The sequence below is a fragment of the Streptomyces sp. NPDC023157 genome, assembly GCF_055560575.1.
This window is the reverse complement of sequence record NZ_JBVHIL010000006.1, coordinates 595,589-619,271: the sequence shown is the minus strand read 5'-3', so window position 1 is coordinate 619,271 and position 23,683 is coordinate 595,589. Positions and strand designations below refer to the sequence as shown.

Below are 23,683 nucleotides of genomic sequence, written 5' to 3'. Positions count from 1 at the left end.
TCGCGTGAGCGAGATACCTGAGACGGCGAGCGGGGTCGTGTGGCAGAGCAGCCCGCCCGGGTCGATCTATGACTACATCCGGGTCGCCTCCTTCTCGATAGGCCCCGACGGGCTCGTCGAGCAGTGGAGCAGACGGGCCGTCGAGCTGTTCGGCGTGACCGCCGAGGACGCCATGGGCAAGGACCCGGTCGAGGCCTTCATGCCCGCCGACCTGCGCGAGCGCGGCCATCGCCGGGTCAGGGAGATCCTCGACGGCAAGGAGTGGACGGGCCTGGTCCCGTTCCGCATGCCGGGGGAGGACCGCCCGCACGGCATCGCCGAGATGTACGTCATGCCGAGCGAGACCGCGTCGGGGCGACGGGCCGCCCTCTGCATCGTGGTGGACGTGCGCGCCCTGCGCCGGATCGAGACCGACCTGGCGGCCTCGCAGGCTATTTTCGGCCAATCCCCGTTCGGCTTCCTCCTCTTCGGCACCGACCTGACCGTCAAGCGGGCCAACCGGCGCTTCGCCACCGTCTTCGGCGGCTCCGCCGACGACCACCGCGGCCGCACCGTCCACGACTACCTGCCCCGGTCCGAGGCCGACCGGATGACCGCCGCGCTGCGCAAGGTCCTGGAGACCGGCGAGTCCGTCGCCGACCTCCAGATCGTCGGCGCCGCCCCCGGCTCCACCGACCGCCGCCAGTGGTCGATCAACCTCTACCGCGTGCACGGCGGCACCGGCCGGCCCGTCGGCGTCGCCGGCCTCGGCATCGACGTCACCCGCCGGCACAACGCGGCCCGCGAGGCCGCCAGCGCCCGCCGCAACCTCGCCCTCCTCAACGAGGCCGGCACCCGCATCGGCAACTCCCTCGACCTGGAGGCCACCGCCCGCGAGCTCCTCGGCGTCGCCGTCCCCGGCTTCTGCGACCTCGCCGCCGTCGACCTCTACCAGGGCCTGCTCACCGGCGAAGAGGCCCCGCCCGGACGCATGGGCGGCTCCCACGACGTCGGCTACGGCGCCGGCAGCGCCGAACTGCGCAGGGTCGCCGTCGCCAGCGCCGTCTCCGACAGCCGCGTCCAGGTCGGCAGGCCCCGGGCCGCCGGCGACGACGCGGCGGCCCGGGCCACCGGGGCCGACCGCGAGGTCTGTTGCGACGACGGCCCCATCGAGCTCGGCTCCGTCCACCGCTACCCGTTCAACTCGCCGTGCGCCGACGCCCTGCGCACCGGCCGCCTCAGCACCGTCCCCGGCGCGGACGGCAGCCTCGTCCAGTCCACCCTCGTCGTCCCGATGGTCGCCCACGACACCGTCGTCGGACTCGTGCAGTTCTCCCGCGCCAAGGGCAGTGAACCCTTCGGCGAACGGGACCGGGCCCTCGCCGTCGAACTGGCCGCCCGCGCCGCCGTCTGCATCGACAACGCCCGCCTCTACCGGCGCGAACACGAGCGGGCCCTCATCCTCCAGCGCAGCCTCCTGCCGCCCGGCGACCCCGAGGCGGCCGGCCTCGACATCGCCTGCCGCTACCTCCCCGGCGCCGACGCCACCGAGGTCGGCGGCGACTGGTTCGACGTGATCCAGCTCCCCGGCCACCGCACCGCCCTGGTCGTCGGCGACGTCATGGGCCGCGGCCTGCGCGCCGCCGTCGCCATGGGCGAACTGCGCACCGCCGTACGCACCCTGGCCCAGCTCGATCTCGAACCGGCCGAGGTGCTGTCCCACCTCGACGAGATCGCACGCGGCCTCGGCGCCCCCGGCGGCGCCCAGCAGTCCGCCCGCGCCCACAAGGCACGCGGGCCCGAGCTCTCCGAGGTCTACCTCGCCACCTGCGTGTACGCCGTCTACGACCCGGTCACCCGGCGCTGCACCTTCGCCAACGCGGGCCACCTGCCGCCCGTGCTCGTCGAACCCGGCGAGGAGGCCCTGCTCCTCGACGTACCGCCCGGGATGCCGCTGGGCGTCGGCGGCGAACCCTTCGAGGAGGTCGAGGTCGAACTCCCCGAGGGCGCGCTGCTCGCCCTCTACACCGACGGGCTCGTCGAATCCCGCGACCATCCGCTCGACGAGGGCCTCAGCGCCTTCCGCAGCGCCCTGAGCAACCCCGGCCGGCCCCTGGAGGACGTCTGCGACCAGGTCCTCAGCGCCCTGGAGACCCGGCACGGCGAGGACGACATCGCGCTGCTGATGGCCCGTATCCAGGGACTGCCCGCCGAGGCCGTCGGCGACTGGCGGCTGCCCAGGGAGCCCCGCTCCGTCGGCCGGGCCCGCGAGCTGGCCCGCGCCCAGCTCACCGCCTGGGAGCTGGAGCCCCTGGTGGACACCGTCGAACTGCTCGTCAGCGAACTCGTCACCAACGCCCTGCGCTACGGCGAGGGGGAGATCCGGCTGCGGCTGCTGCGCGACCGCACCCTGGTCTGCGAGGTGTGGGACGCGGGCCTGGTCCAGCCGCGCCGCCGCCGCGCCAAGGACACCGACGAGGGCGGCCGCGGGCTGCAACTGGTCGGACTGCTCAGCGCCGCCTGGGGCTCGCGCCGCACCCCGCGCGGCAAGACGGTCTGGTTCGACCTGCCGCTGCCCGACGGCGACAGCCTCGCCGAGCCCTCGGTGGAGCAGCTGCTCAGCATGTTCTGAGCAGCGGGCCTCCAGCGGCCGGCACCTGCGGGCCACCAGCCGCCGGCAGCGGCGGGCCACCAGCGGCCGGCACCTGCGGGTCACCCGCGGCCACCCGCAGCGGGCCACCGCGCCCGGCTCAGCCCTTCAGGGCGGCGAGCCGGGCCTCGATCTCGGCCTGGTCGCCGAGCGCGTCCAGCTGCTCGAACTGCGCGTCCAGGGAGGAGGCCGCGAGCTCCTGCTTGCCCAGGGCCCTCGCCTCCTCCCGGCGCACCTTGTCCTCGAAGCGGCTCAGCTCGCTCGTCGGGTCGAGGACGTCGACGCTCTTCACCGCGTCCATCATCCGGTTCTGCGCCTGCGCGGACTTCGCCCGCGCGACCAGCTCGTCCCGCTTGGCCTGGAGCTCGCCCAGCTTGGCCTTCATCTGGTCGAGGCCGCTCCGGAGCTTCCGTACGACCTCGGTCTGCGCGGCGATCGTCGGCTCCGCCGTCCGCGCCTCCTTCTCCGCCTGGAGCTGCCGGCCCAGCGCCACCTTCGCCAGGTTGTCGAAACGGTCCGCCTCCGCCGTCTGCCCGCCGCCCCGCAGCTCGTCCGCCCTTCGGCTCGCGGCCAGGGCCTTCTCGCCCCACTCCTTCGCCGCGTCCACGTCCTCCTGGTGGTCCTGCTCCATCAGCCGCAGGTTGCCGATGGTCGCGGCGACCGCCTCCTCCGCCTCCGCGATGTTGCCCGCGTACTCGCGGATCAACTGGTCCAGCATCTTCTGCGGATCCTCGGCCTGGTCGAGGAGCGCGTTGATGTTGGCCTTCGCCAGCTGGGCGACCCGGCCCAGGATGGTCTGCTTGCTCATGGTCGGTCTCCTTGGGTGGGACAACTGTGAGGGCGCACGGTCAGAATCGGCCACCGCCGCCCAGCCGGCCGCGCGTGCCCCCGCCGCCGAAGCTGCCGGGGCCGCCGCCGAAGCCGCCGCCCCCGAACCCCCCGCCGTGACCGCCGCCCCCGCCACGGCCGCCGCCGAACAGGCCGCCGAGGATGATGCCGCCGAGCACCGCGCCGCCCAGCCCGCCCCCGCCGGACCCGCCCGCTCCCGTGCCGCCGCCGAACCCGTCGGGGTTCCCGTACGTCCGTACGTCCAGCTCGGCCAGCTCCTGCGCCCGCCGGGCCAGCGCGTCCGCCTGCTGCGCCTCCGTCAGGGCGGACTGCGGGTCGCTCTCGGCGAGCTCCGTCGCCCGGTCGAGCCGGCGCCGGGCCTCGGCCAGCCGGGTGCGGGCCTCGGCGCCGACCGCGCCCCGGTGCGTCGTGACGTAGTCGCCGGCCGCGCCGATCGCGGAACGGGCCGTCAGCAGGGCCTGGTCGAGCAGGGCCCGGGCGCGCCGGGTGCCCGACTCGCGCTCCCGGGCGCCCTCCAGGGCCTCGTCGAGGGCGGCGTCCGCCTGCTCGACCCGGCGCAGCACCTCGATCGGGTCGTACCGGCCGGATTCCACCGCCGCCCGCACATCGGCGAGTACGGACTCGGCCCGGCCGATCCGGCCCCGCAGGTCCGCCGTCGACACGTCCTCCGCGGTGCCCTGGAGCAGCCCGCGGGCGTCCGCCAGGTCCGCCTCGGTCTCGGCGAGCGCGCCCGGCAGCCCGCCGACGGCCTCCGCCAGTTCCTTGGCCCGCCGGTCGACCGCCTCGATCAGCCGGGCCGCCTGGTCGACGGCGCCCTCCGCGGCCCGGATCTGCACGGCGGCGGCGCCGTTGTCGCCGGCGTCGAGGTGCTGCCGGGCCTGGTTGACGGTGGAGGTCGCGAACACGAGCCGGTCCTTGGCCTGTTCGACGTCGCCGGAGACCGGGGCCGCCGCGGACTCGGTGTACCGCTCGCGCATCGCCGCGAGCGCCGCCACTGCCGTACCCATCCGGCCGGTCTGCTCGCGGAAGGCCGTCTCGACGGCCGCGAGCGCCTGCGGGGCGTTGTGCTCCAGGGCGCGCAGCCGGTCGAAGTCGGCGGCTTCGGCGTCGAGGCGGGCGTTCACGTCCGCGCAGCGCCGCAGGATCTCCTCCAGCATCGAGCGGCGGGTCGCGTCGTCCTCGGGGAACGCGTCGTCGAGCTGCTGGCGCAGCCGGAACGCGGCCGTCAGCTCGCCCTCGGCGTACCGGACGGCCGCGGTGAACGGCTCGGCCGCCTCGTCGCCGAACTGGGCCGCCGCGAAGCCGAGTTCCTCGTTGCTGGTGCGGACGGCGTCGTCGGTGGCGACCAGCGCCTGCCGGGCCCTGCCGTCCAGCTCCTCCAGGGTCGGCCGCGCGGGTGCCTTCGGCGTGCCCCGGCCCTGCCCGGCGCCGGGCGGCGGGGTGGTGCGGGGGCCGCTCTTCCTGCGCCGCCGGGTGTACGCGTACGCCGCCACCGCGCCGGCGCCGCCGACCAGGACGACGGGCAGGACGAGGTCGCTCGCGGAGGGGGAGCCGGATCCGGCGGACCCGGTGCCGGGGTCGGCGGGGCCGGGTGTGATCGCGGGGGTGGGGACGGGCTGTCCGGCGAGGACGGCGGAGTAGCCGTTCGCGGCGCCGATCGCCGCGCCCGCCCAGTCGTTCTGCCGCAGGGCGGGCTCGATCGCGGTCCGGGCCACGTCGTCGAGCTGGGCCTGGGTGAAGCGCGAGTCGGGGTCGGCGGAGTAGCCGTACTGCCGGTCGTGGGTGGCGACGGCGAGCAGGACGTCGTCGCGGCCCAGGCCGTTGCGCTCGGCGGTGGTGTCGGCCCAGCTCTGGGCCGGGCGGCCGGAGAAGTCCCGTACGTAGACGACGAAGAGCTGCACCCGGCGGGCGTCGAAGAGCGCGTCGAGGGCCCGCACCACCTCGGGCCGCCGGTCGCCCAGCGCTCCCACCCGGTCGGTGATCTGCCCCTCCCGGGACAGCGTGACCGGGTCGTCGGCGCGGGCACCGGGGACGGCGGGCACGACCAGCCACCACGCCGCCACCAGCACCGCGAGCAGGGCTCGGGTGGCTGTTCGCGTCACAGAAGGGAGGCTATGTCCGCCCCGGAAGCTCCGCGACCGGGCCGCCCGGGGCGGAAACCGCGCACGATCGTCCGGCGTCACTGTCAGTAGCCGCCGCTACGGTGGCCGAGGTGACAGGACGATCCCCGGGGGGCCCAGATGGACGCACGAGCGAACAGACGGTGGCGGCGCGCCCGCCGGTGGGCCCTCGCCCTCGTCCTGCTGCTGGTCGTCCCGCCGCTCGTCGGCGGCCTCGCGCTGCGCCTGAACTACACGGGTGAGCTCCGCGACGGCACGCGGAGCCGCGGCAAGGACGCCATCTGGCTCGGCCACGCCTGGGTCGACGGCCGGAAGAAGGACGCCGACCTGGCCGCGTTCGCCACCCGCATCAAGGGGACCGGCATCCGCGACCTGTACGTCCACGCGGGCCCCCTGGAGCACGACGGCACCCTGCCCGCCGCCCGCCACCCGAGGGCGGCCTGGCTCGTCGGCGCCGTCCACCGCACGCTGCCCGGCATACGGGTGCACGCCTGGCTGGGCGACGTCCTGGCCACCGAGGGCCCCGACGGGCTGCGCCTGGAGCGGCCCGCGTCCCGTGTCGCCGTGGTGGCCTCCGCCCGGCAGGTGCTCGACGCGGGCTTCGACGGCGTCCACTTCGACCTGGAGCCCCTGCACTCCGACGACGCCGACTACCTCTCCCTCCTCGACGACCTCGGCGCGCTGACCCGCTCCCGCAAGGCGCAGCTCTCGGTCGCCGCGCACCAGATCGACCCGCTGCCGGCCGCGCACACCGTCCTCGGCGGGCTCAGCGGCAGCGAGAAGTGGTGGTCGCAGGCGTTCTTCGGCCAGGTCGCCCGCCGCGTCGACCAGATAGCCGTCATGTCGTACGACACCTGGATGCCCCTGGAGGGCCTCTACGGCGGGTACGTCGCCCAGCAGACCAGCCTCGCCCTGGAGGTCACTCCCGAGAGCACGGACCTGCTGATGGGCCTGCCGTTCTTCCACGAGGACGACCTCGGCCACCACGAGTCCGCCGAGACCGTGACGGCCGCCGTCCACGGCGCCCGCCTCGGCCTCGGCCGCACCGACCCGGACCGCGAACGCTTCGGCCTCGCCCTGTACGTCGACTTCGCGGCCCGGGACGAGGACTGGACGGCCTACCGGGAGGGCTGGCACTGACCGGTGGGGCCGGGTGGGGCTCGGTCGGGTCCGCTGGGTGGCCCGGGGCCGGGGGTGCCGCCCCGTGCGGCCCCGGGCGCGGGCTCAGTAGGAGCAGCCGCTGGTGGGGAGGGTGTTCGGCGCGGGCGGGGTCGTGCCGTCGTACAGGGCGAGGAGCAGCGGCTGCGGGCAGTGCTTCACGCCGCCGATCCGGATCTCGAAGTGGAGGTGCGGGCCGGTCGACTGGCCGGTGTTCCCGGACTCGCCGAGGTACTGCCCGGGGCTGACCGTGGTCCCCGAGGCGACCCCGCGCGAGTCGAGGTGCCCGTAGATGTACGTGGTGCCGTCGGAGCCGGTCAGGGTGATGCCGTTGCCGAACCCGCCGTCGATGTAGCCGACCGTTCCGCGCGTGACCGCGTACACCGGGGTGCCGGTCGGGACCTGGATGTCGATGGCCGCGTAGTCGTGGTGGGGGTCGTCCAGCTCGCTGCGGGGGACGGCGCCCGAGGGCAGGACGTAGGCGAAGTCCCGGCCGGCGCAGGTGGCGGTCTCCGGCTCCGCGGACAGCACGGTCTGGGTCCAGCCGGAGACGTCGACCGGGTCGTCGTTGTGGTAGACGATGTCGCCGCCCGAGCCGTCGGTGGGGTTCACGTCCTGGTACCAGTACATGCCGCCGGCCGAGGTCACGCCGTAGTAGAGGCCCCCGCCGGGGGAGACCAGTTTGTCGAAGCCGGACCAGTTGGCCGCGGCGAGCAGCCGGCTCGACCAGCCGCCCGTGCTGTCGATCCGGTACTCCAGGAGCCGGCCGTCGGAGGTGTTCGCGAGCAGCCGGTCGTCGCCGGTGGCGGTGAGGGTCTTCAGGACGAAACCGGTGCCGATCTCGACGCGCTGGCCGATGTGCTGGGAGCCGGCCGGCTTGGGCTGAGACACCAGGTACTGGAGGAGCATGCCCCCGGCGGTCCCGTACAGGTGCCCGTGTCCGTCGTACGTCAGCTTGTCGTGGGTCCAGCCGGTGCCGATGGCGACGGGGGCGTTGAGCAGGGCGAGGGAGAGGTTGTTGGTCTTGATGTCGATCCGATAGAGCGTGCCGGCGCTGTCGGTGGCGAGGACGGTGTTGAAGTTGAGCGTCGCCAGGGCCTTGGGGACGAAGCCGAGGTCGGGGCCGACCAGGGTCTTGACCCGGTCACCGTTCGAGGGGTCGATCTGCGAGTAGGTCAGACGGCCGTCGGCCAGAGCTCCGTAGATCGACACCGAGCCCGAGCAGTCCGCCGTGGCACCGGCTCGTGTGACGACGTTCGCCGTGCGCGCGGCGGCGGGGGCAAGGGTGCCCGCCTGCGCCGTGCCGGTGGTGACGGCCGCGAGGCCGAGGGCCAGGGCCGTCGTGAGGAGGGAGCGGACGGCGCCGCGGCGCCTGCTGGTCTGCAACGTGGGACCTCCGTGGTGTGTGGTCCGGCGTCGCTCGCCACGGGGTGCCCGGCGACCGCCGCCGGATTCCGCCGGGGCGACGGCGGGCACAGGGTGTGCGGCCCGCCGACGCGTGCGAGCGTCCCCATGGCGCGGGCCGGAGCACCCCCTTGTGACCCTCTCGTTACGTGGGCATGCCAAATTGGCCGACGGGTCGTCCGTCGCACGGCGGGTTGGGCCCCCTTGACCGCCCCCGGATCACGGCCCCCCGGATCACGGCCCCCCGGATCACGGCCCCCCGGATTACGGCCCCCCCCCGGATCAGGGTCCCCCGGATAACCGCCCCCGGATCACCCCCGGCTCACTGCCCCCGTCGCCGGATCTTGTTCCCCAGCCACACCACCGGGTCGTACTTCCGGTCCACGACCCGTTCCTTCATCGGGATCAGCGCGTTGTCCGTGATCCGGATGGACTCCGGGCACACCTCCGTGCAGCACTTGGTGATGTTGCAGTAGCCGAGGCCGTGTTCGTCCTGGGCGGTGCGGCGGCGGTCCAGGCCCGTCTCCTCGGCCGCGTCGAGCGGGTGCATGTCGAGTTCGGCGATCCGCATGAGGAAGCGGGGGCCGGCGAAGGCGGGTTTGTTCTCCTCGTGGTCGCGGACGACATGGCAGGTGTCCTGGCACAGGAAGCACTCGATGCACTTGCGGAACTCCTGCGAGCGGTCGACGTCCTCCTGCCGCATCCGGTACTCGCCCGGGGCGAGCCCGGCCGGCGGGACGAAGGCCGGGATCTCGCGCGCCTTCGCGTAGTTGAAGGAGACGTCCGTGACCAGGTCGCGGATCACGGGGAAGGCGCGCATCGGGGTCACGGTGACGGTCTCGTCGCGCGTGAAGACCGACATCCGGGTCATGCACATCAGCCGCGGCCGCCCGTTGATCTCGGCCGAACAGGAGCCGCACTTGCCGGCCTTGCAGTTCCAGCGCACGGCGAGATCCGGGGCCTGGGTGGCCTGGAGGCGGTGCACGATGTCGAGGACCACCTCGCCGTCGTGCACCTCCACCGTGTAGTCGGTCAGATCGCCGCCGTCGGCGTCGCCCCGCCAGATCCGGAAGCGGGCCTGGTACGTGCTCATGACTCCAGCTCCTCCGCTGACAGGTACTTCGCCAGCTCCTCCCGCTCGAAGAGCGCGAGGAGGTCGGCCCTGATCGGTTCGGTGGCCACCCGTTCCAGCGCGATGCGGGGGCCCGCCGCCCGGCACAGCAGGTTCACCGGGCGCCAGGCGCGGTCCATCGCCGGGTGGTCCTCGCGGGTGTGCCCGCCCCTGCTCTCGGTGCGTTCCAGCGCCGCCCGGGCCACGCACTCGCTGACCAGCAGCATGTTCCGCAGGTCCAGGGCCAGGTGCCAGCCCGGGTTGAACTGCCGGTGCCCCTCCACGGAGACCCGGTCCGCGCGCTCACGGAGTTCCGCGATCCGCTCCAGCGCCTCCGCCATCTCGCCCTCCCGCCGGATGATCCCGACGAGGTCGTTCATCGTCTGCTGGAGCTCCTGATGGAGGGTGTACGGGTTCTCCGGGGCCGCCGCGCCGCCCTCGAAGGGCGCCAGGGCCTCCGCCCGCGCCGCGGCCACGGCTTCCTCGGGCACGCGATCGGATCCAGGATGGTGGATATCGGATCCACCATCCGACGCGTACTCCGCCGCATGCATCCCCGCCCGCCGCCCGAACACCAGCAGGTCCGACAGCGAGTTGCCCCCCAGCCGATTGGATCCATGCATCCCGCCCGCGACCTCACCGGCCGCGAACAGGCCCGGAACGCCGACCGTCGCCGCCGATTCCGACTCGACGGCCACCCCGCCCATCACGTAGTGACAGGTCGGCCCGACCTCCATCGCCTCGGCCGTGATGTCGACGTCGGCCAGCTCCTTGAACTGGTGGTACATCGAGGGCAGCCGGCGCCGGATCACCTCGGCCGGCATCCGGGTCGACACGTCGAGGAAGACACCGCCGTGCGGGGAGCCGCGCCCCGCCTTGACCTCGGCGTTGATCGCGCGGGCCACCTCGTCGCGCGGCAGCAGCTCGGGCGGGCGCCGGTTGTGGTCGGGGTCCTCGTACCAGCGGTCGCCCTCCTCCTCCGACTGCGCGTACTTCTCCTTGAAGACCTCGGGGACGTAGTCGAACATGAACCGCCGGCCCTCGGAGTTCCTGAGCACCCCGCCGTCGCCGCGCACCGACTCGGTGACGAGGATGCCCTTCACCGACGGCGGCCAGACCATCCCGGTCGGATGGAACTGCACGAACTCCATGTTGACCAGCGGCGCCCCCGCGAGCAGGGCGAGCGCGTGCCCGTCGCCCGTGTACTCCCACGAGTTGGACGTCACCTTGAAGGACTTGCCGATCCCACCGGTCGCGAGGACCACCGACGGCGCCTCCAGGACGAAGAAGCGGCCGGTCTCCCGCTCGTAACAGAAGACGCCGCCGACCCGCTCCCCGGACGCGGTCTTCAGGACGCGGGTGACCGTGCACTCCTGGAAGACCTTCAGCCGGGACTCGTACTCCCCGGTCTCCCGGAAGTCCTCCTGCTGGAGGGAGACGATCTTCTGCTGGAGGGTGCGGATCAGTTCGAGCCCCGTACGGTCGCCGACGTGCGCGAGGCGGGGGTACTCGTGGCCGCCGAAGTTGCGCTGGGAGATGCGCCCGTCGGGCGTGCGGTCGAAGAGCGCGCCCCAGGTCTCCAGCTCCCACACCCGCTCGGGCGCCTCCTGCGCGTGGAGCTCGGCCATCCGCCACTGGTTGAGGAACTTCCCGCCGCGCATGGTGTCGCGGAAGTGGACCTGCCAGCTGTCGTGCGGGTTGGCGTTGGCCATGGAGGCGGCGATGCCGCCCTCGGCCATCACCGTGTGGGCCTTGCCGAAGAGGGACTTGCAGATCACGGCGGTACGGGCGCCCCGGCGCCGCGCCTCGATCGCCGCGCGCAGCCCGGCACCGCCGGCGCCGACCACGATCACGTCCCACCGCTGTCGTTCCACAGGACTCATCTCAGAAGAACCTCGGGTCGTCGAAGGCACCGGTGGCGAGCAGATACACGTACAGGTCGCAGACGGCGACGCTGATCAGCGAGGACCAGGCGAGCAGCATGTGACGCCGGTTCAGCCGGCCCACCCAGGTCCACAGCCGGTAGCGGACCGGGTGCCGGGAGAAGTGCCGCAGCCGCCCGCCCACGACGTGCCGGCAGGAGTGGCAGGAGAGGGTGTACGACCAGATGAGCGCGATGTTGACGACGTACAGCACCGTCCCGAGCCCCGCGTGGCCCCAGGCGTAGGAGGAGTCCCGGAAGGTGAGCACGGTGTCGTAGGTGAGGATCCCGGCGACCGGCAGGGCCAGGTAGAAGAAGTAGCGGTGCGCGTTCTGCAGGATCAGCGGGAGCCGGGTCTCGCCGGTGTACGTGCGGTGGGGTTCGGCGACCGCGCAGGCCGGGGGAGACGCCCAGAACCCCCGGTAGTAGGCCTTGCGGTAGTAGTAGCAGGTCAGCCGGAAGCCGAGCGGGAAGACCAGGATCAGCAGCGCGGGGGACAGGCCCCACCAGCTGCCGAAGAGCGCCCAGTTCGGCCCGCCGCGCATGGGGACGCAGTTCTCCGCGAGGCACGGCGAGTAGAACGGCGACACATAGGGGGCGGCGTAGTAGTCGGCGTTCGCGAAGGCCCGCCAGGTCGAGTACGCGACGAAGGCGAGCAGTCCCGCGGCGGTGACGGCGGGCGCCAGCCACCAGCGGTCGGTGCGCAGATGGCGGGCGGCGAGGGAGGCGCGCCCCGGGGAGCGCACCCCCGTCGCCGCTCCGGTCCTCGGCGGGGGTTGGGTGCCTGTGGCCAACGGGGCCTCCTCGGTTCTACGGCGCGTGGCGGTCGCGCGCTCCCAGGCCCTCGTCGTCGGTGTCCGTCCACAGCCCGCTGTCGTACGGGGTGTCGGGGATGGTCACCAGGCTCTCGGCGCGGCCCTCCGGGGGCTGGGGTGCGGCCCGCTCCGTCCCGACGCGGCGTTCCAGCTCTTCGACCGTGTGCTCCAGGTCCTGCAGGCGACGCTTGACGGCCGCCAGATCGTCCTGAACGGACATGGTTGCCCTCACTTCCGCGAACGCGCGGTCTGCGATCACGCGAGGGGGGGTCCCCCTCTGGCCGAGCGAAGCCGAGACCTGGGGGAGAGTGTCGCGCGTCACATCCCGCTTGTGAAGCAGTGCGTACGGGATTCCACTCGTCCGGAGCGTCCCCATGTCCCGGCGGTTGGGCCGCACGAGTGGGGTTCGCCGTTCGTGCCGCCGTGTCGCCGTGGCCGGATCCGCTCCGTCCTTTTCAGTGTATGAGCAATAGGTGTGATCATCTCCAAATGGCATAAAACTGGACGAAGGGGTACAAGTCATGTCCCAGTTCGGCGCCCCTCGCGGGAGGACATGCTCCAGGAGCCCCCGCTCCCGCACGCTCCGCTCCGTAGCCACCCTCAGCAGTGCCGTGCTCGCCCTCGCCGTGCTCTCCGGATGCAGCTCCGGCGACAGCGCCGACGAGACCCCCGCCGCCGCCCAGGACAACGCGCCGGCCGCGCGCGACCAGGTCGCCGACGGAGGGTCCCTGCGCTGGGCCGTCGACGCGCTGCCCACCACCCTGAACGCCTTCCAGGCCGACGCCGACGGCGCCACCAACCGCATCGCCGGAGCCGTGCTCCCCTCCCTCTACACCCTGGACGGCCGCGGCCGGCCGCAGATCAACCCGGACTACCTGGAGTCCGCCCAGGTCGTCGAGACCGAGCCCAAGCAGGTCGTCCTCTACAAGCTCAACCAGCAGGCGGTCTGGAGCGACGGGCGCGAGATCGGCGCCCCGGACTTCGTCGCCCAGTGGCGGGCGCTGAGCGGCCGGGACACCGCGTACTGGACCGCGCGCAACGCCGGCTACGAGCGGATCGAGAAGATCGAGCGCGGCAAGAACGACCTGGAGGTGCGGGTCACCTTCGGCAAGCCGTACGCCGACTGGCGGTCGCTCTTCACCCCGCTGTACCCGAAGCAGGTGATGGGTACCCCGAACGCCTTCAACGACGGCGCGCGCGCCTCCCTCAAGGCCACAGCAGGACCGTTCCTGCTGAAGACGGTGGACCGCAAGAGCGGCGACGTCACCCTCACCCGCAACCCGCGCTGGTGGGGCCAGACCCCCAAGCTGGACAGCATCGTCCTCAAGGCCGTCCCCCGCGCCGACCGGGCCGCCGCGCTCGCCGCGGGCAAGCTGGACCTGGCCGAGATCGACCGCTCGGCCGCCGACCGGATCGCGCTCGCGGTACGGGACGCCCGGGCCGGCCGCAACGGCGGGAAGGCCCTCACCCACGGGCCCGGCGCCGGGACCACCCCCGCCGCGGCCCTGCGCTCCTGGGCCCTCGCACACGGCTCCGACGAGGAGAAGGCCGCCCAGGTCCAGGCCGCCCGGGAGAAGAACCAGCAGGCCATCGCCCGGTACGCGACCGAGCAGGACGGCCTGGCCCGGTTCGTCGTACGGAAGTCCCTGGAGCCCGCGTACACCCAGCTCTCCCTCAACGGGGAGTCCGGCGCGCTCTCCGACGAGCGGGTCCGCCGGGCGGTGGCCCGCGCGATCAACCGCCAGGAGCTGGCCGAGACCGTGCTCAAGCCGCTCGGCCTCCCGGCCAAGCCCCCGGGCAGCCACCTGGCCCTCGCCGGGCAGGCCGCCTACGCCGACAGCAGCGACGCGCTCGGCGACCAGGACACCAAGGAGGCGCGGGCGCTCCTCGCCGACGCGGGCTGGGTGCCGGGCGGCGCCCTGAAGAAGCCGGCCGGGGCGAAGGCGGGCAGCACCGCCACGAAGGCGGAGAAGGAGAAGGCCGAGCAGGGAGCGAAAGCCGAGCAGGGAGCGAAGGCAGGAGAGGAAGGGAAGGAAGGGGAAGGGGAGGCCGCCGGCAGGCCCGGCGAGAAGGCCGGCGAGAAGGCCGCCAAGAAGAAGGAGGGCGACGTCGCCTCCGACGACGGTCTCTACATCGTCGGCGACGACAAGCCCGGCGCCCGTCCGGCCGCCCCCCTGATCGGCGCCGGCGGTCCCGAGAACGGCACCAACATCCTCGCCCCCGCCCCCGTCGCCGCCTTCCAGAGCGCGGCCCTGCTCCGGCAGGCCGAGGCGCTGGACACCGGCACCGGCACGGCCACCGGGACCGGGACCGGCGCCGGCGCCCCGGCCGCCGCGCAGGCGCAGGCGCAGGCGCAGGCGCAGGCGCAGGCGCAGGCGCAGGCCAGGTCCGAGGCCAAGGGCGTGGCCGGGGCCTACGCCCCGCGCGGTTCCGCCGCCCCGGCGGTCGTGGACGCGGCCGCCCAGGCGCTGGGCAAGGACGGCAAGCCGCTCAGCCTCCGTTTCGTCCTGCCCTCGGGTCCCGGTTCGGAGTCGCTGCGGGCGGTCGGCGACCGGATCGTCCGGATGCTCGACGCCGTGGGCATCCGTACCGCGGTGACGAAGGTGTCCGACGAGAGCTTCTTCAAGGACCACATCGCCTCCGGCGACTACGACCTGGCCCTCTACTCCTGGCCCGCCACCGCCTTCCCGGCGACCGACGCCCGGCCGATCTTCGCCAAGCCGGAGCCCGCCTCCGACGGCTCGCTGCTCGTCGAGCAGAACTACGCCCGGGTCGGCACCGACCGCATCGATCAGTTGTTCGACCAGGCGGTGGGCACCCTCGACGAGGACGAGGCCCGCGACCTGGTCCGCCAGGCCGACGCCCGGATCTGGGCCGCGGCCGGCTCCATCCCGCTGTACCAGCGCCCCCAGCTGGTCGCCGCCAAGAGCGACGTGGTGAACGCCGGCGCCTGGGGTCTGGGCGCCCCGCGCTACCAGGACATCGGCTACAAGAAGCCCGCGTCCGCACAGGGACCGGAGCGCAACACCCGCAAGTGAGCGCAATACCCTAAAGCCGCCGAAAGTCCAAGTCGCAAGCTCAGAAGCAGCTCAAGTTCCTTGCCCGCCGGTGATCCCGGCGGGCAGGATCACGTCGGCCCCTTGACCCGGCCGCACGACCTCCTCACCACACCCGTACGTCACCCGTACAGCACTCCCCGCGCATGCCCCCACGCACCACCGCCGGCACTCCCGTACCGGCGGAACCCCCCAGTAGAACCCCTCGGATCCCGGGTGGGGAAGCCCCTTGCACGGCAGCCCCGTACCATAGGACATAGCCGTGGCGCGTCCGCCCGGCGGGCGTAAGAGGAATTGACGCCGCATCCCACGATCCGAGAGAAGCGCAAGCACCCATGCCCACGCGCCACGACATCCGTAACGTCGCCATCGTCGCCCACGTCGACCATGGCAAGACGACCATCGTCGACGCCATGCTCAAGCAGGCCGGTGCCTTCGCCGCCCACCAGCAGCTCGACGACCGCATGATGGACTCGAACGACCTGGAGCGTGAGAAGGGCATCACGATCCTCGCCAAGAACACGGCGGTGAAGTATCACCCCAAGGACGGCGGGGCCCCGATCACGATCAACATCATCGACACCCCCGGCCACGCCGACTTCGGTGGCGAGGTCGAGCGCGGTCTGTCGATGGTGGACGCGGTCGTCCTCCTCGTGGACGCCTCGGAGGGTCCGCTCCCGCAGACCCGCTTCGTGCTGCGCAAGGCCCTCCAGCAGCGCAAGCCCGTCATCCTCTGCATCAACAAGACGGACCGCCCGGACTCCCGGATCGACGAGGTCGTCAACGAGACCTACGACCTCTTCCTCGACCTGGACGCGGACGAGGACCAGATCGAGTTCCCGATCGTCTACGCCTGCGGCCGTGACGGCATCGCCTCGCTGACCAAGCCGGAGAACGGCACGGTCCCCGCGGACAGCGACAGCCTGGAGCCGTTCTTCACCGCCATCCTGGAGCACGTCCCGGCCCCGGTGTACGACGAGGAGGCCCCGCTCCAGGCCCACGTCACCAACCTGGACGCCGACAACTTCCTCGGCCGCATCGCGCTGCTCCGCGTCGAGCAGGGCGAGCTGCGCAAGGGCCAGACGGTCGCGTGGATCAAGCGGGACGGCACGATCTCCAACGTCCGCATCACCGAGCTGATGATGACCGAGGCGCTCACCCGCAAGCCGGCCGAGGTCGCCGGCCCCGGTGACATCTGCGCCGTCGCCGGTATCCCGGACATCATGATCGGCGAGACCCTGGCCGACCCGGAGAACCCGATCGCGCTGCCGCTGATCACGGTCGACCAGCCGGCCATCTCCATGACCATCGGCACCAACACCTCGCCGCTCGTCGGCCGCGGTGGCACGGGCAAGGGCGCGGACGCCAAGTCCGCGGTCAAGCAGCGCAAGGTCACCGCCCGCCAGGTCAAGGACCGTCTGGACCGCGAGCTGATCGGTAACGTCTCGCTCCGCGTCCTCGACACCGAGCGTCCCGACGCCTGGGAGGTCCAGGGCCGTGGTGAGCTCGCGCTCGCCATCCTGGTCGAGCAGATGCGCCGCGAGGGCTTCGAGCTGACCATCGGCAAGCCCCAGGTCGTCACCAAGCTGGTCGACGGCAAGGTCCACGAGCCGGTCGAGCGCCTCACGGTCGACGTCCCCGAGGAGCACATGGGCGCCGTCACGCAGCTCATGGGCGTCCGCAAGGGCCGCATGGACAACATGTCGAACCACGGCTCCGGCTGGGTCCGCATGGAGTTCGTCGTTCCGTCCCGTGGCCTCATCGGCTTCCGTACGGAGTTCCTCACCAACACCCGCGGCACGGGCATCGCCCACTCGATCCACGAGGGCCACGAGCCGTGGTTCGGCACGCTGACGACCCGTAACAACGGCTCGCTGGTCGCCGACCGCGCGGGTGCCGTCACCGCCTTCGCGATGACGAACCTGCAGGAGCGCGGCGTGCTGTTCACCGACCCCGGCACCGAGGTGTACGAGGGCATGATCGTCGGCGAGAACTCGCGCTCCGACGACATGGACGTGAACATCACCAAGGAGAAGAAGCTCACCAACATGCGCTCCGCCTCCGCCGACTCCTTCGAGGCGATCGTCCCGCCGCGCAAGCTGTCCCTGGAGCAGTCCCTGGAGTTCTGCCGCGACGACGAGTGCGTCGAGGTGACCCCGGAGGCCGTGCGCATCCGCAAGGTCATCCTGGACCAGAACGCCCGCGGTCGCGCCTCCTCGCGCGCCAAGAACGGCTGACGCGACTCCTGAACGAAGGGCCCGGCCCCCCGCCTGAACAGGCGGGGGGCCGGGCCCTTCTTCAACGTTCAGTCAAGTTCATTACGGAACCCCACTGTCCGGATATCGGTCGTCGCTCTCCGGAACGTGTGTTAACGGTCCGTTTCGTCGGTGTCTGTCTGTGCTCGCTTTGTCCGGATTTCGGTCTTCGGTGGCTTGGCGATGTTGTCAAAACGAGACCACTTAAGTGTGGTTTACGGCCCGGACGTACTTAATAGTTGGCTCCATTGAGCTCGGGTCAATGGGTCACGCACTGTGGGGAGTGCCGACTCACGAGCACACTCGGGGCACTTGAGTCCAACGCCGTCAGGGGTGTCGGCAGAACTCGAAGTGCCCCTCTTGTAGTGACAAGTGGACTCATGAGGAGGAACCCATGCGCGGTGCCAAGAGCGCCAAGTGGGTAGCGGGCGCGATCGTCGTCGCCCTGGCAGCGACCGCCTGTGGCGGGGGTAAGAGCGATGGCGGCAGCAGTGACGCCAAGGCTGTCGACCCGAACGGCATCTTCTCCGTCGAGCTGGGTGAGCCTGAGAAGCCCCTGCTCACCGGTGACACGATGGAGTCCAACGGCTCCGCGGTCATGGCCGGCCTGTTCTCGACCCTGGTCGACTACAAGCCCGACGGCTCGCTGGAGATGATCAACGCCGAGTCGGTCACCACGACGGACTCGAAGACCTGGACCGTCAAGCTCAAGCCGGGCTGGACCTTCCACGACGGCACCCCGGTGACCTCGAAGTCCTTCGTGGACGCGTGGAACTGGAACGCCAACGTCAAGAACGCCCAGGGCCTCTCGTCCTGGTTCGAGGACGTCAAGGGCTACGAGAAGGTCCACCCGGAGGGCGAGGGCGCCAAGCCCACGTCCGACAAGCTGGACGGCCTGAAGATCGTCGACGACACGAGCTTCACGATCGAGCTCAAGAAGTCGGTTCCGTACTTCGCGCACAAGCTGGCCTACATCGTCTTCGCCCCGCTGCCGGAGTCCTTCTACAAGGACCCCAAGGCCGGCGGCGAGAAGCCGGTCGGCAACGGTCCCTACAAGTTCAAGTCGTGGGACCACAAGAAGCAGATCGAGATCACCCGCTTCGACGGCTACAAGGGCCCGAACAAGGCGAAGAACGGCGGTGTGGTCTTCAAGAACTACACCACCCTCGAGGCCGCGTACGAGGACCTGAAGTCGGGCAACGTCGACGTTCTGCGTCAGCTCGCCCCGAAGGACCTGCCGGTCTACCGTCAGGACCTCGGCGACCGCGCGGTCGACCAGGCGTACTCCGCGATCCAGACGATCGCCGTCGCCTTCTACGCCGACCAGTGGAAGAAGCCGAAGCAGGTCGACCCGAAGGTCATCCAGGGCCTGTCGATGGCGATCGACCGCGCCACCATCACCAAGACGGTGCTGAACGGTACGCGTGAGCCCGCGACCGGCTGGGTCGCCAAGGGCGTGCTCGGCTACCAGCCGAACGCGGTCGAGATCACCAAGTTCGACCCGACCAAGGCCAAGGAGCTCATCAAGGCCGGCGGCGGCGTCCCGAACAACAAGATCTCCATCCAGTACAACGCCGATGGTGGTCACAAGGAGTGGGTGGAGGCTGTCTGCAACAGCATCACCCAGTCCACCGGCGTCCAGTGCGTCGGCGACGGCAAGCCGGACTTCCAGTCCGACCTGACCGCTCGTAAGACGAAGCAGGTCAAGTCCCTGTACCGCTCCGGCTGGGTGCTCGACTACCCGGTGAACGCCAACTTCATCTCGGACCTGTTCCGTACGGGTGCGGGCGGCAACCAGGGCGACTTCTCCAACAAGGAGCTGGACGCCAAGATCGCGGCCGCCGACTCGACCAAGACGCTCGACGAGTCGGTCAAGGCGTACCAGGCCATCGAGAAGGACCTGGTCAACTACATGCCGTCGATCCCGCTCTGGTACTACAAGGTCAACGCGGGCTACTCGGAGAACGTTTCCGGCGTGGCGTACGGCCAGGACGGCGACCCGATCCTGACCGGCGTCGAGGTCAAGAAGTAATCACCCAAGCGTAGTCCGCTCGCCGCAGCGCGGGGCTGACGAATCGTCAGCCCCGCCTCGGTGCCTTACGCAGTGGCTGGGGGGCCCTTCCACGACATCAGCGTGCCCGAATCGGGGCAGGCTGTCGGGGAGGGCCCGTCGGCTGCGGCCGTCACATCTCAACGGAGGCATGATGGGGCGCTATGTCGCACGACGACTGCTCCAGATGATCCCGGTTTTCCTCGGGACAACCCTGCTGATCTTCCTCATGGTGCACAGCCTGCCCGGTGACCCCGTGCTGGCGATGTTCGGTGACAAGGGGGCAGATCCTGCGACCCTGGCCGCGAAGCGCCATGAACTGGGTCTCGACAAGTCACTGCCGGAGCAGTACTTCGTCTATATGCGGGACATGATTCTGCATCTGGACTTCGGCACCCAGATCCGCAACGGTCGACCGGTCACCGAGGTGCTGGGTGAGGCGTTCCCCGTCACGCTCCAGCTGGCCTTCCTGGCCTTCGTGTTCGAGCTGATCTTCGGCATCGGCCTCGGCATCATCGCCGGTCTGCGCGCCGGCCGCCTGGCCGACAACGCCATCCTGATCTTCACGCTGCTGATCATCTCGATCCCGGTCTTCGTGCTCGGCTTCCTCATCAAGATGCAGTTCGCGTTCAACCTGGGCTGGATCGCGCCGAACGTGTCGACCGAGGTGAACTGGGACGAACTGATCGCCCCGGCGATCGTGCTCGGTGGACTCTCGCTCGCCTATGTGGCGCGACTGACCCGGACGACCATGGCGGAGAACCTGCGCGCCGACTACATGCGCACGGCCATCGCCAAGGGTCTTCCCAAGCGCCGCATCATCGGTGTCCACCTGATGCGCAACTCGATGATCCCGGTCATCACCTTCCTCGGCACCGACATCGGCGCCCTCATGGGCGGTGCGGTCGTCACCGAGAAGATCTTCAACATCAAGGGCGTCGGTGGTCTGATCGCCGAGTCGATCTCCCGTCGCGAGGGCGGCACGCTGGTCGGCCTCGTCACGATCCTGGTGATCGTCTACCTCCTCACCAGCCTTCTCATCGACCTGCTGTACGCGGTCCTGGACCCGAGGATCCGGTATGCCTGACGTGACCAAGACCGCGGCCGCGGTCGAGAACGCCGTCGCCACCCCCTCGGTCGACGCGCCCGTGCCGGCCGCGAAGCCGGAGAAGACCCGCAGCCTCTGGGGCGACGCGTGGTCGGACCTGCGCCGCAACCCGTACTTCATCATCTCGGCGGTGATGATCGTCTTCCTGCTGCTGATCGCCGTCGCCCCGGGGCTGTTCACCAGCGCCTCGCCGACCGACGGTGACCTGGTGAAGCACTTCCTGGGCAAGCCCGAGCTGAGCCACATAGGTTCGGCCGAGTGGCTCGGTTACGACGGCCAGGGCCGCTCCGTGTACGCCCGTCTGATCCACGGCACCCGTGCCTCGATCATCGTGGGCGTCTGCGTCACCCTGATCGTCACCATCTTCGGTGGCCTCGTGGGCATGCTCGCCGGCTACTTCGGCGGCGTGATCGACGCGCTCCTCTCCCGGATCACCGACATCTTCTTCGGTATCCCGTTCCTGCTCGGCGCCATGGTCGTGCTCCAGTCCTTCACCGAGCGCACCGTCTGGGTCGTCGTCGGAGCGCTGGCCTTCCTCGGCTGGACCCAGATGGCCCGCGTCATGCGCGGCGCCGTGATCACGGTCAAGCAGGCCGACTACGTCCACGCCGCCACGGCGCTGGGCGCCGGCACCACGCGGATCCTGTTCCGGCACATCCTGCCGAACGCCATGGCCCCGCTGATCGTCGTCGCCACCATCTCGCTCGGCGGCTACATCTCGGCCGAGGCGACCCTGTCCTACCTGGGCCTGGGTCTCGCCTCCCCGACCGTCTCCTGGGGCGTCGACATCTCCACCGCCGTCGACCAGATCCGAGTGTCCCCGCACATCCTGCTGTGGCCCTCGATCATGCTGAGCATCACCGTGCTGGCATTCATCATGCTCGGCGAAGCGGTCCGCAACGCCCTCGACCCGAAGATGCGCTGAGGAGGGCGTACGTGACCATCATCGACAACACCGCGACGGTCCCCGCGCCGCGTGACAGCGGCCAGACCGGTCCGCTGCTCGAAGTCCGTGACCTGCACGTCGAGTTCCACACCCGTGATGGTGTGGCCAAGGCGGTCAACGGCGTCAACTACTCGGTCGACGCCGGTGAGACGCTGGCCGTGCTCGGCGAGTCCGGCTCCGGCAAGTCCGTCACCGCCCAGGCCATCATGGGCATCCTCGACATGCCCCCCGGCAAGATCCCGCGCGGCGAGATCCTCTTCCGCGGCCAGGACATGCTCAAGATGTCCAACGAGGAGCGCCGCAAGGTCCGTGGCCGGAAGATCGCGATGATCTTCCAGGACGCGCTGTCCTCCCTCAACCCGGTCCTCTCCGTCGGCTACCAGCTCGGCGAGATGTTCCGGGTGCACCACGGCCTGTCCAAGAGGGACGCCAAGGCCAAGGCCATCGAGCTGATGGACAAGGTCAAGATCCCCGCCGCCAAGGCGCGGGTCTCCGACTACCCCCACCAGTTCTCCGGCGGTATGCGCCAGCGCATCATGATCGCCATGGCGCTCGCCCTGGAGCCGGACCTGATCATCGCGGACGAGCCCACCACGGCGCTCGACGTGACCGTCCAGGCCCAGGTCATGGACCTCCTCGCGGAGCTCCAGCGCGAGTACAACATGGGTCTGATCCTGATCACCCACGACCTCGGCGTGGTCGCCGACGTCGCGGACAAGATCGCGGTCATGTACGCCGGCCGGATCGTCGAGCAGGCGCCGGTGCACGAGCTGTACAAGCGCCCGGCCCACCCGTACACCCGCGGTCTGCTGGACTCGATCCCGCGCCTGGACCAGAAGGGCCAGGAGCTCTACGCGATCAAGGGCCTGCCGCCCAACCTGCTCCACGTGCCCACCGGCTGCGCCTTCAACCCGCGCTGCCCGAAGGCCGAGGACATCTGCCGTACGGAGATCCCGGCCCTGGCGCCGGTCACCGAGCAGGACGGCGCCGATCTGCCGGGCCGCAAGAGCGCCTGCCACTTCTGGAAGGAGACGATCCATGGCTGAACTCAGCAAGAACGAGGAGGCCGTGGCCGCCGCGCTCGACGTCCCCGTCAAGCGCGGTGAGCCGATCCTCCAGGTGCGCGACCTGAAGAAGCACTTCCCGCTGACGCAGGGCATCCTCTTCAAGAAGCAGGTCGGTGCGGTCAAGGCCGTGGACGGGGTCTCCTTCGACCTCTACCAGGGCGAGACGCTGGGCATCGTCGGCGAGTCCGGCTGTGGCAAGTCCACGGTCGCCAAGCTGCTGATGAACCTGGAGCGGGCCACCGCCGGCGAGGTCTTCTACAAGGGCCAGGACATCACCCGGCTGTCCGGGCGCGCCCTCAAGGCCGTCCGCCGCAACATCCAGATGGTGTTCCAGGACCCGTACACCTCGCTGAACCCGCGCATGACGGTCGGCGACATCATCGGCGAGCCCTTCGACATCCACCCCGAGGTGGCCCCGAAGGGCGACCGGCGCCGCAAGGTGCAGGAGCTGCTCGACGTCGTCGGTCTGAACCCGGAGTACATCAACCGGTACCCGCACCAGTTCTCGGGCGGTCAGCGCCAGCGCATCGGCATCGCCCGAGGCCTCGCGCTCAACCCGGAGATCATCATCTGCGACGAGCCGGTCTCGGCCCTGGACGTCTCCGTCCAGGCGCAGGTCATCAACCTGATGGAGAAGCTCCAGGACGAGTTCAACCTGTCCTACATCTTCATCGCGCACGACCTGTCGATCGTCCGGCACATCTCCGACCGCGTCGGCGTGATGTACCTCGGCAAGATGGCCGAGATCGGCACGGACACCGAGATCTACGAGCACCCGACCCACCCGTACACGCAGGCGCTGCTCTCCGCGGTGCCGGTTCCGGACCCGGAGGCCCGCGCGCACCGCGAGCGGATCATCCTCACCGGTGACGTGCCCTCGCCGGCCAACCCGCCGTCGGGCTGCCGCTTCCGCACCCGTTGCTGGAAGGCCGAGGAGAAGTGCAGCACCGAGGTCCCGGTGCTCGCCGTTCCGGAGCGCTTCCGCGGCCTGGACACCCCGGCCGCGCACGAGTCCGCGTGCCACTTCGCCGAGGAGAAGACGGTTCTCCCCGTCTGACCCACCGGGCGTACGAGGCCCCCGGCACCCCGCAAGGGTGTCGGGGGCCTTCGCGTTGCCCGCGTCCGGCGTGCCGCGGGGCGGGCCGTTCATCCGGACGCCGTAAAAGTGCACTCCCGTCAATATCGGGTGATATT

General features: G+C 71.0%; 16 protein-coding genes. 9 read left to right on the top strand and 7 right to left on the bottom strand.

Features of this window, described 5'->3' with window-relative positions; genetic code table 11:
* The first annotated feature begins 4 nt into the window (after positions 1-4).
* Positions 5-2,611 carry a SpoIIE family protein phosphatase gene (locus ACZ3ZE_RS24535; RefSeq protein ID WP_361625252.1) on the top strand — a complete coding sequence of 869 codons (2,607 nt, stop codon included), beginning with the start codon at positions 5-7 and terminating at the stop codon, positions 2,609-2,611.
* A 118-nt stretch (positions 2,612-2,729) separates the two neighbouring features.
* On the opposite strand, the gene ACZ3ZE_RS24530 is transcribed toward ACZ3ZE_RS24535, so the two are convergent.
* Positions 2,730-3,437 (bottom strand): PspA/IM30 family protein, encoded by a 708-nt coding sequence (locus ACZ3ZE_RS24530; protein ID WP_361166516.1) that lies wholly within the window; start codon positions 3,435-3,437, stop codon positions 2,730-2,732.
* Between the two features lie 40 nt (positions 3,438-3,477).
* Positions 3,478-5,580 (bottom strand): TPM domain-containing protein, encoded by a 2,103-nt coding sequence (locus tag ACZ3ZE_RS24525; RefSeq protein ID WP_361625255.1) that lies wholly within the window; start codon positions 5,578-5,580, stop codon positions 3,478-3,480.
* 138 nt (positions 5,581-5,718) lie between these two features.
* Between ACZ3ZE_RS24525 and ACZ3ZE_RS24520 the strand changes: the two genes are divergently transcribed.
* Entirely contained in the window at positions 5,719-6,738 is a 1,020-nt protein-coding gene (locus ACZ3ZE_RS24520) for a glycoside hydrolase family 18 protein (RefSeq protein ID WP_361166522.1), read from the top strand.
* Between the two features lie 84 nt (positions 6,739-6,822).
* On the opposite strand, the gene ACZ3ZE_RS24515 is transcribed toward ACZ3ZE_RS24520, so the two are convergent.
* From ACZ3ZE_RS24515 to ACZ3ZE_RS24495, 5 genes are all read right to left on the bottom strand, one after another.
* On the bottom strand, positions 6,823-8,142 hold the full coding sequence (locus ACZ3ZE_RS24515) for a peptidoglycan DD-metalloendopeptidase family protein (RefSeq protein WP_361166525.1): 1,320 nt from the start codon (positions 8,140-8,142) through the stop codon (positions 6,823-6,825).
* 340 nt (positions 8,143-8,482) lie between these two features.
* The gene (locus tag ACZ3ZE_RS24510; protein ID WP_361166528.1) at positions 8,483-9,253 is read right to left on the bottom strand and encodes a succinate dehydrogenase/fumarate reductase iron-sulfur subunit; all 771 of its coding nucleotides are present in this window, start codon (positions 9,251-9,253) and stop codon (positions 8,483-8,485) included.
* A complete protein-coding gene (locus ACZ3ZE_RS24505) occupies positions 9,250-11,154 on the bottom strand; it encodes a fumarate reductase/succinate dehydrogenase flavoprotein subunit (protein WP_361166531.1) in 1,905 nt (634 codons plus the stop codon). Before ACZ3ZE_RS24505 ends, ACZ3ZE_RS24510 begins: the two co-directional genes overlap by 4 nt.
* A gap of 1 nt (position 11,155) precedes the next feature.
* On the bottom strand, positions 11,156-11,986 hold the full coding sequence (locus tag ACZ3ZE_RS24500) for a hypothetical protein (RefSeq protein WP_361166534.1): 831 nt from the start codon (positions 11,984-11,986) through the stop codon (positions 11,156-11,158).
* Between the two features lie 16 nt (positions 11,987-12,002).
* Positions 12,003-12,227 (bottom strand): hypothetical protein, encoded by a 225-nt coding sequence (locus tag ACZ3ZE_RS24495; RefSeq protein WP_361166537.1) that lies wholly within the window; start codon positions 12,225-12,227, stop codon positions 12,003-12,005.
* Between the two features lie 301 nt (positions 12,228-12,528).
* On the opposite strand from ACZ3ZE_RS24495, the gene ACZ3ZE_RS24490 reads away from it, so the two are divergent.
* The 7 genes from ACZ3ZE_RS24490 (at position 12,529) to ACZ3ZE_RS24460 (ending at position 23,546) form a co-directional block, all read left to right on the top strand.
* Entirely contained in the window at positions 12,529-15,045 is a 2,517-nt protein-coding gene (locus ACZ3ZE_RS24490; RefSeq protein ID WP_467260665.1) for an ABC transporter family substrate-binding protein, read from the top strand.
* A 353-nt stretch (positions 15,046-15,398) separates the two neighbouring features.
* Entirely contained in the window at positions 15,399-17,300 is a 1,902-nt protein-coding gene (typA, locus tag ACZ3ZE_RS24485; protein ID WP_361166543.1) for a translational GTPase TypA, read from the top strand.
* 412 nt (positions 17,301-17,712) lie between these two features.
* Positions 17,713-19,350, top strand: a complete 1,638-nt coding sequence (locus ACZ3ZE_RS24480; RefSeq protein WP_361166546.1) for a peptide ABC transporter substrate-binding protein — start codon at positions 17,713-17,715, stop codon at positions 19,348-19,350.
* A gap of 172 nt (positions 19,351-19,522) precedes the next feature.
* On the top strand, positions 19,523-20,455 hold the full coding sequence (locus ACZ3ZE_RS24475) for an ABC transporter permease (RefSeq protein ID WP_361167686.1): 933 nt from the start codon (positions 19,523-19,525) through the stop codon (positions 20,453-20,455).
* Entirely contained in the window at positions 20,448-21,401 is a 954-nt protein-coding gene (locus ACZ3ZE_RS24470) for an ABC transporter permease (RefSeq protein WP_361166549.1), read from the top strand. The genes ACZ3ZE_RS24475 and ACZ3ZE_RS24470 overlap by 8 nt, the downstream gene beginning before the upstream one ends.
* Positions 21,402-21,412: 11 nt before the next feature.
* On the top strand, positions 21,413-22,468 hold the full coding sequence (locus ACZ3ZE_RS24465) for an ABC transporter ATP-binding protein (protein ID WP_361166552.1): 1,056 nt from the start codon (positions 21,413-21,415) through the stop codon (positions 22,466-22,468).
* The gene (locus ACZ3ZE_RS24460; protein WP_361166555.1) at positions 22,461-23,546 is read left to right on the top strand and encodes an ABC transporter ATP-binding protein; all 1,086 of its coding nucleotides are present in this window, start codon (positions 22,461-22,463) and stop codon (positions 23,544-23,546) included. Before ACZ3ZE_RS24465 ends, ACZ3ZE_RS24460 begins: the two co-directional genes overlap by 8 nt.
* Positions 23,547-23,683 lie beyond the last annotated feature (137 nt).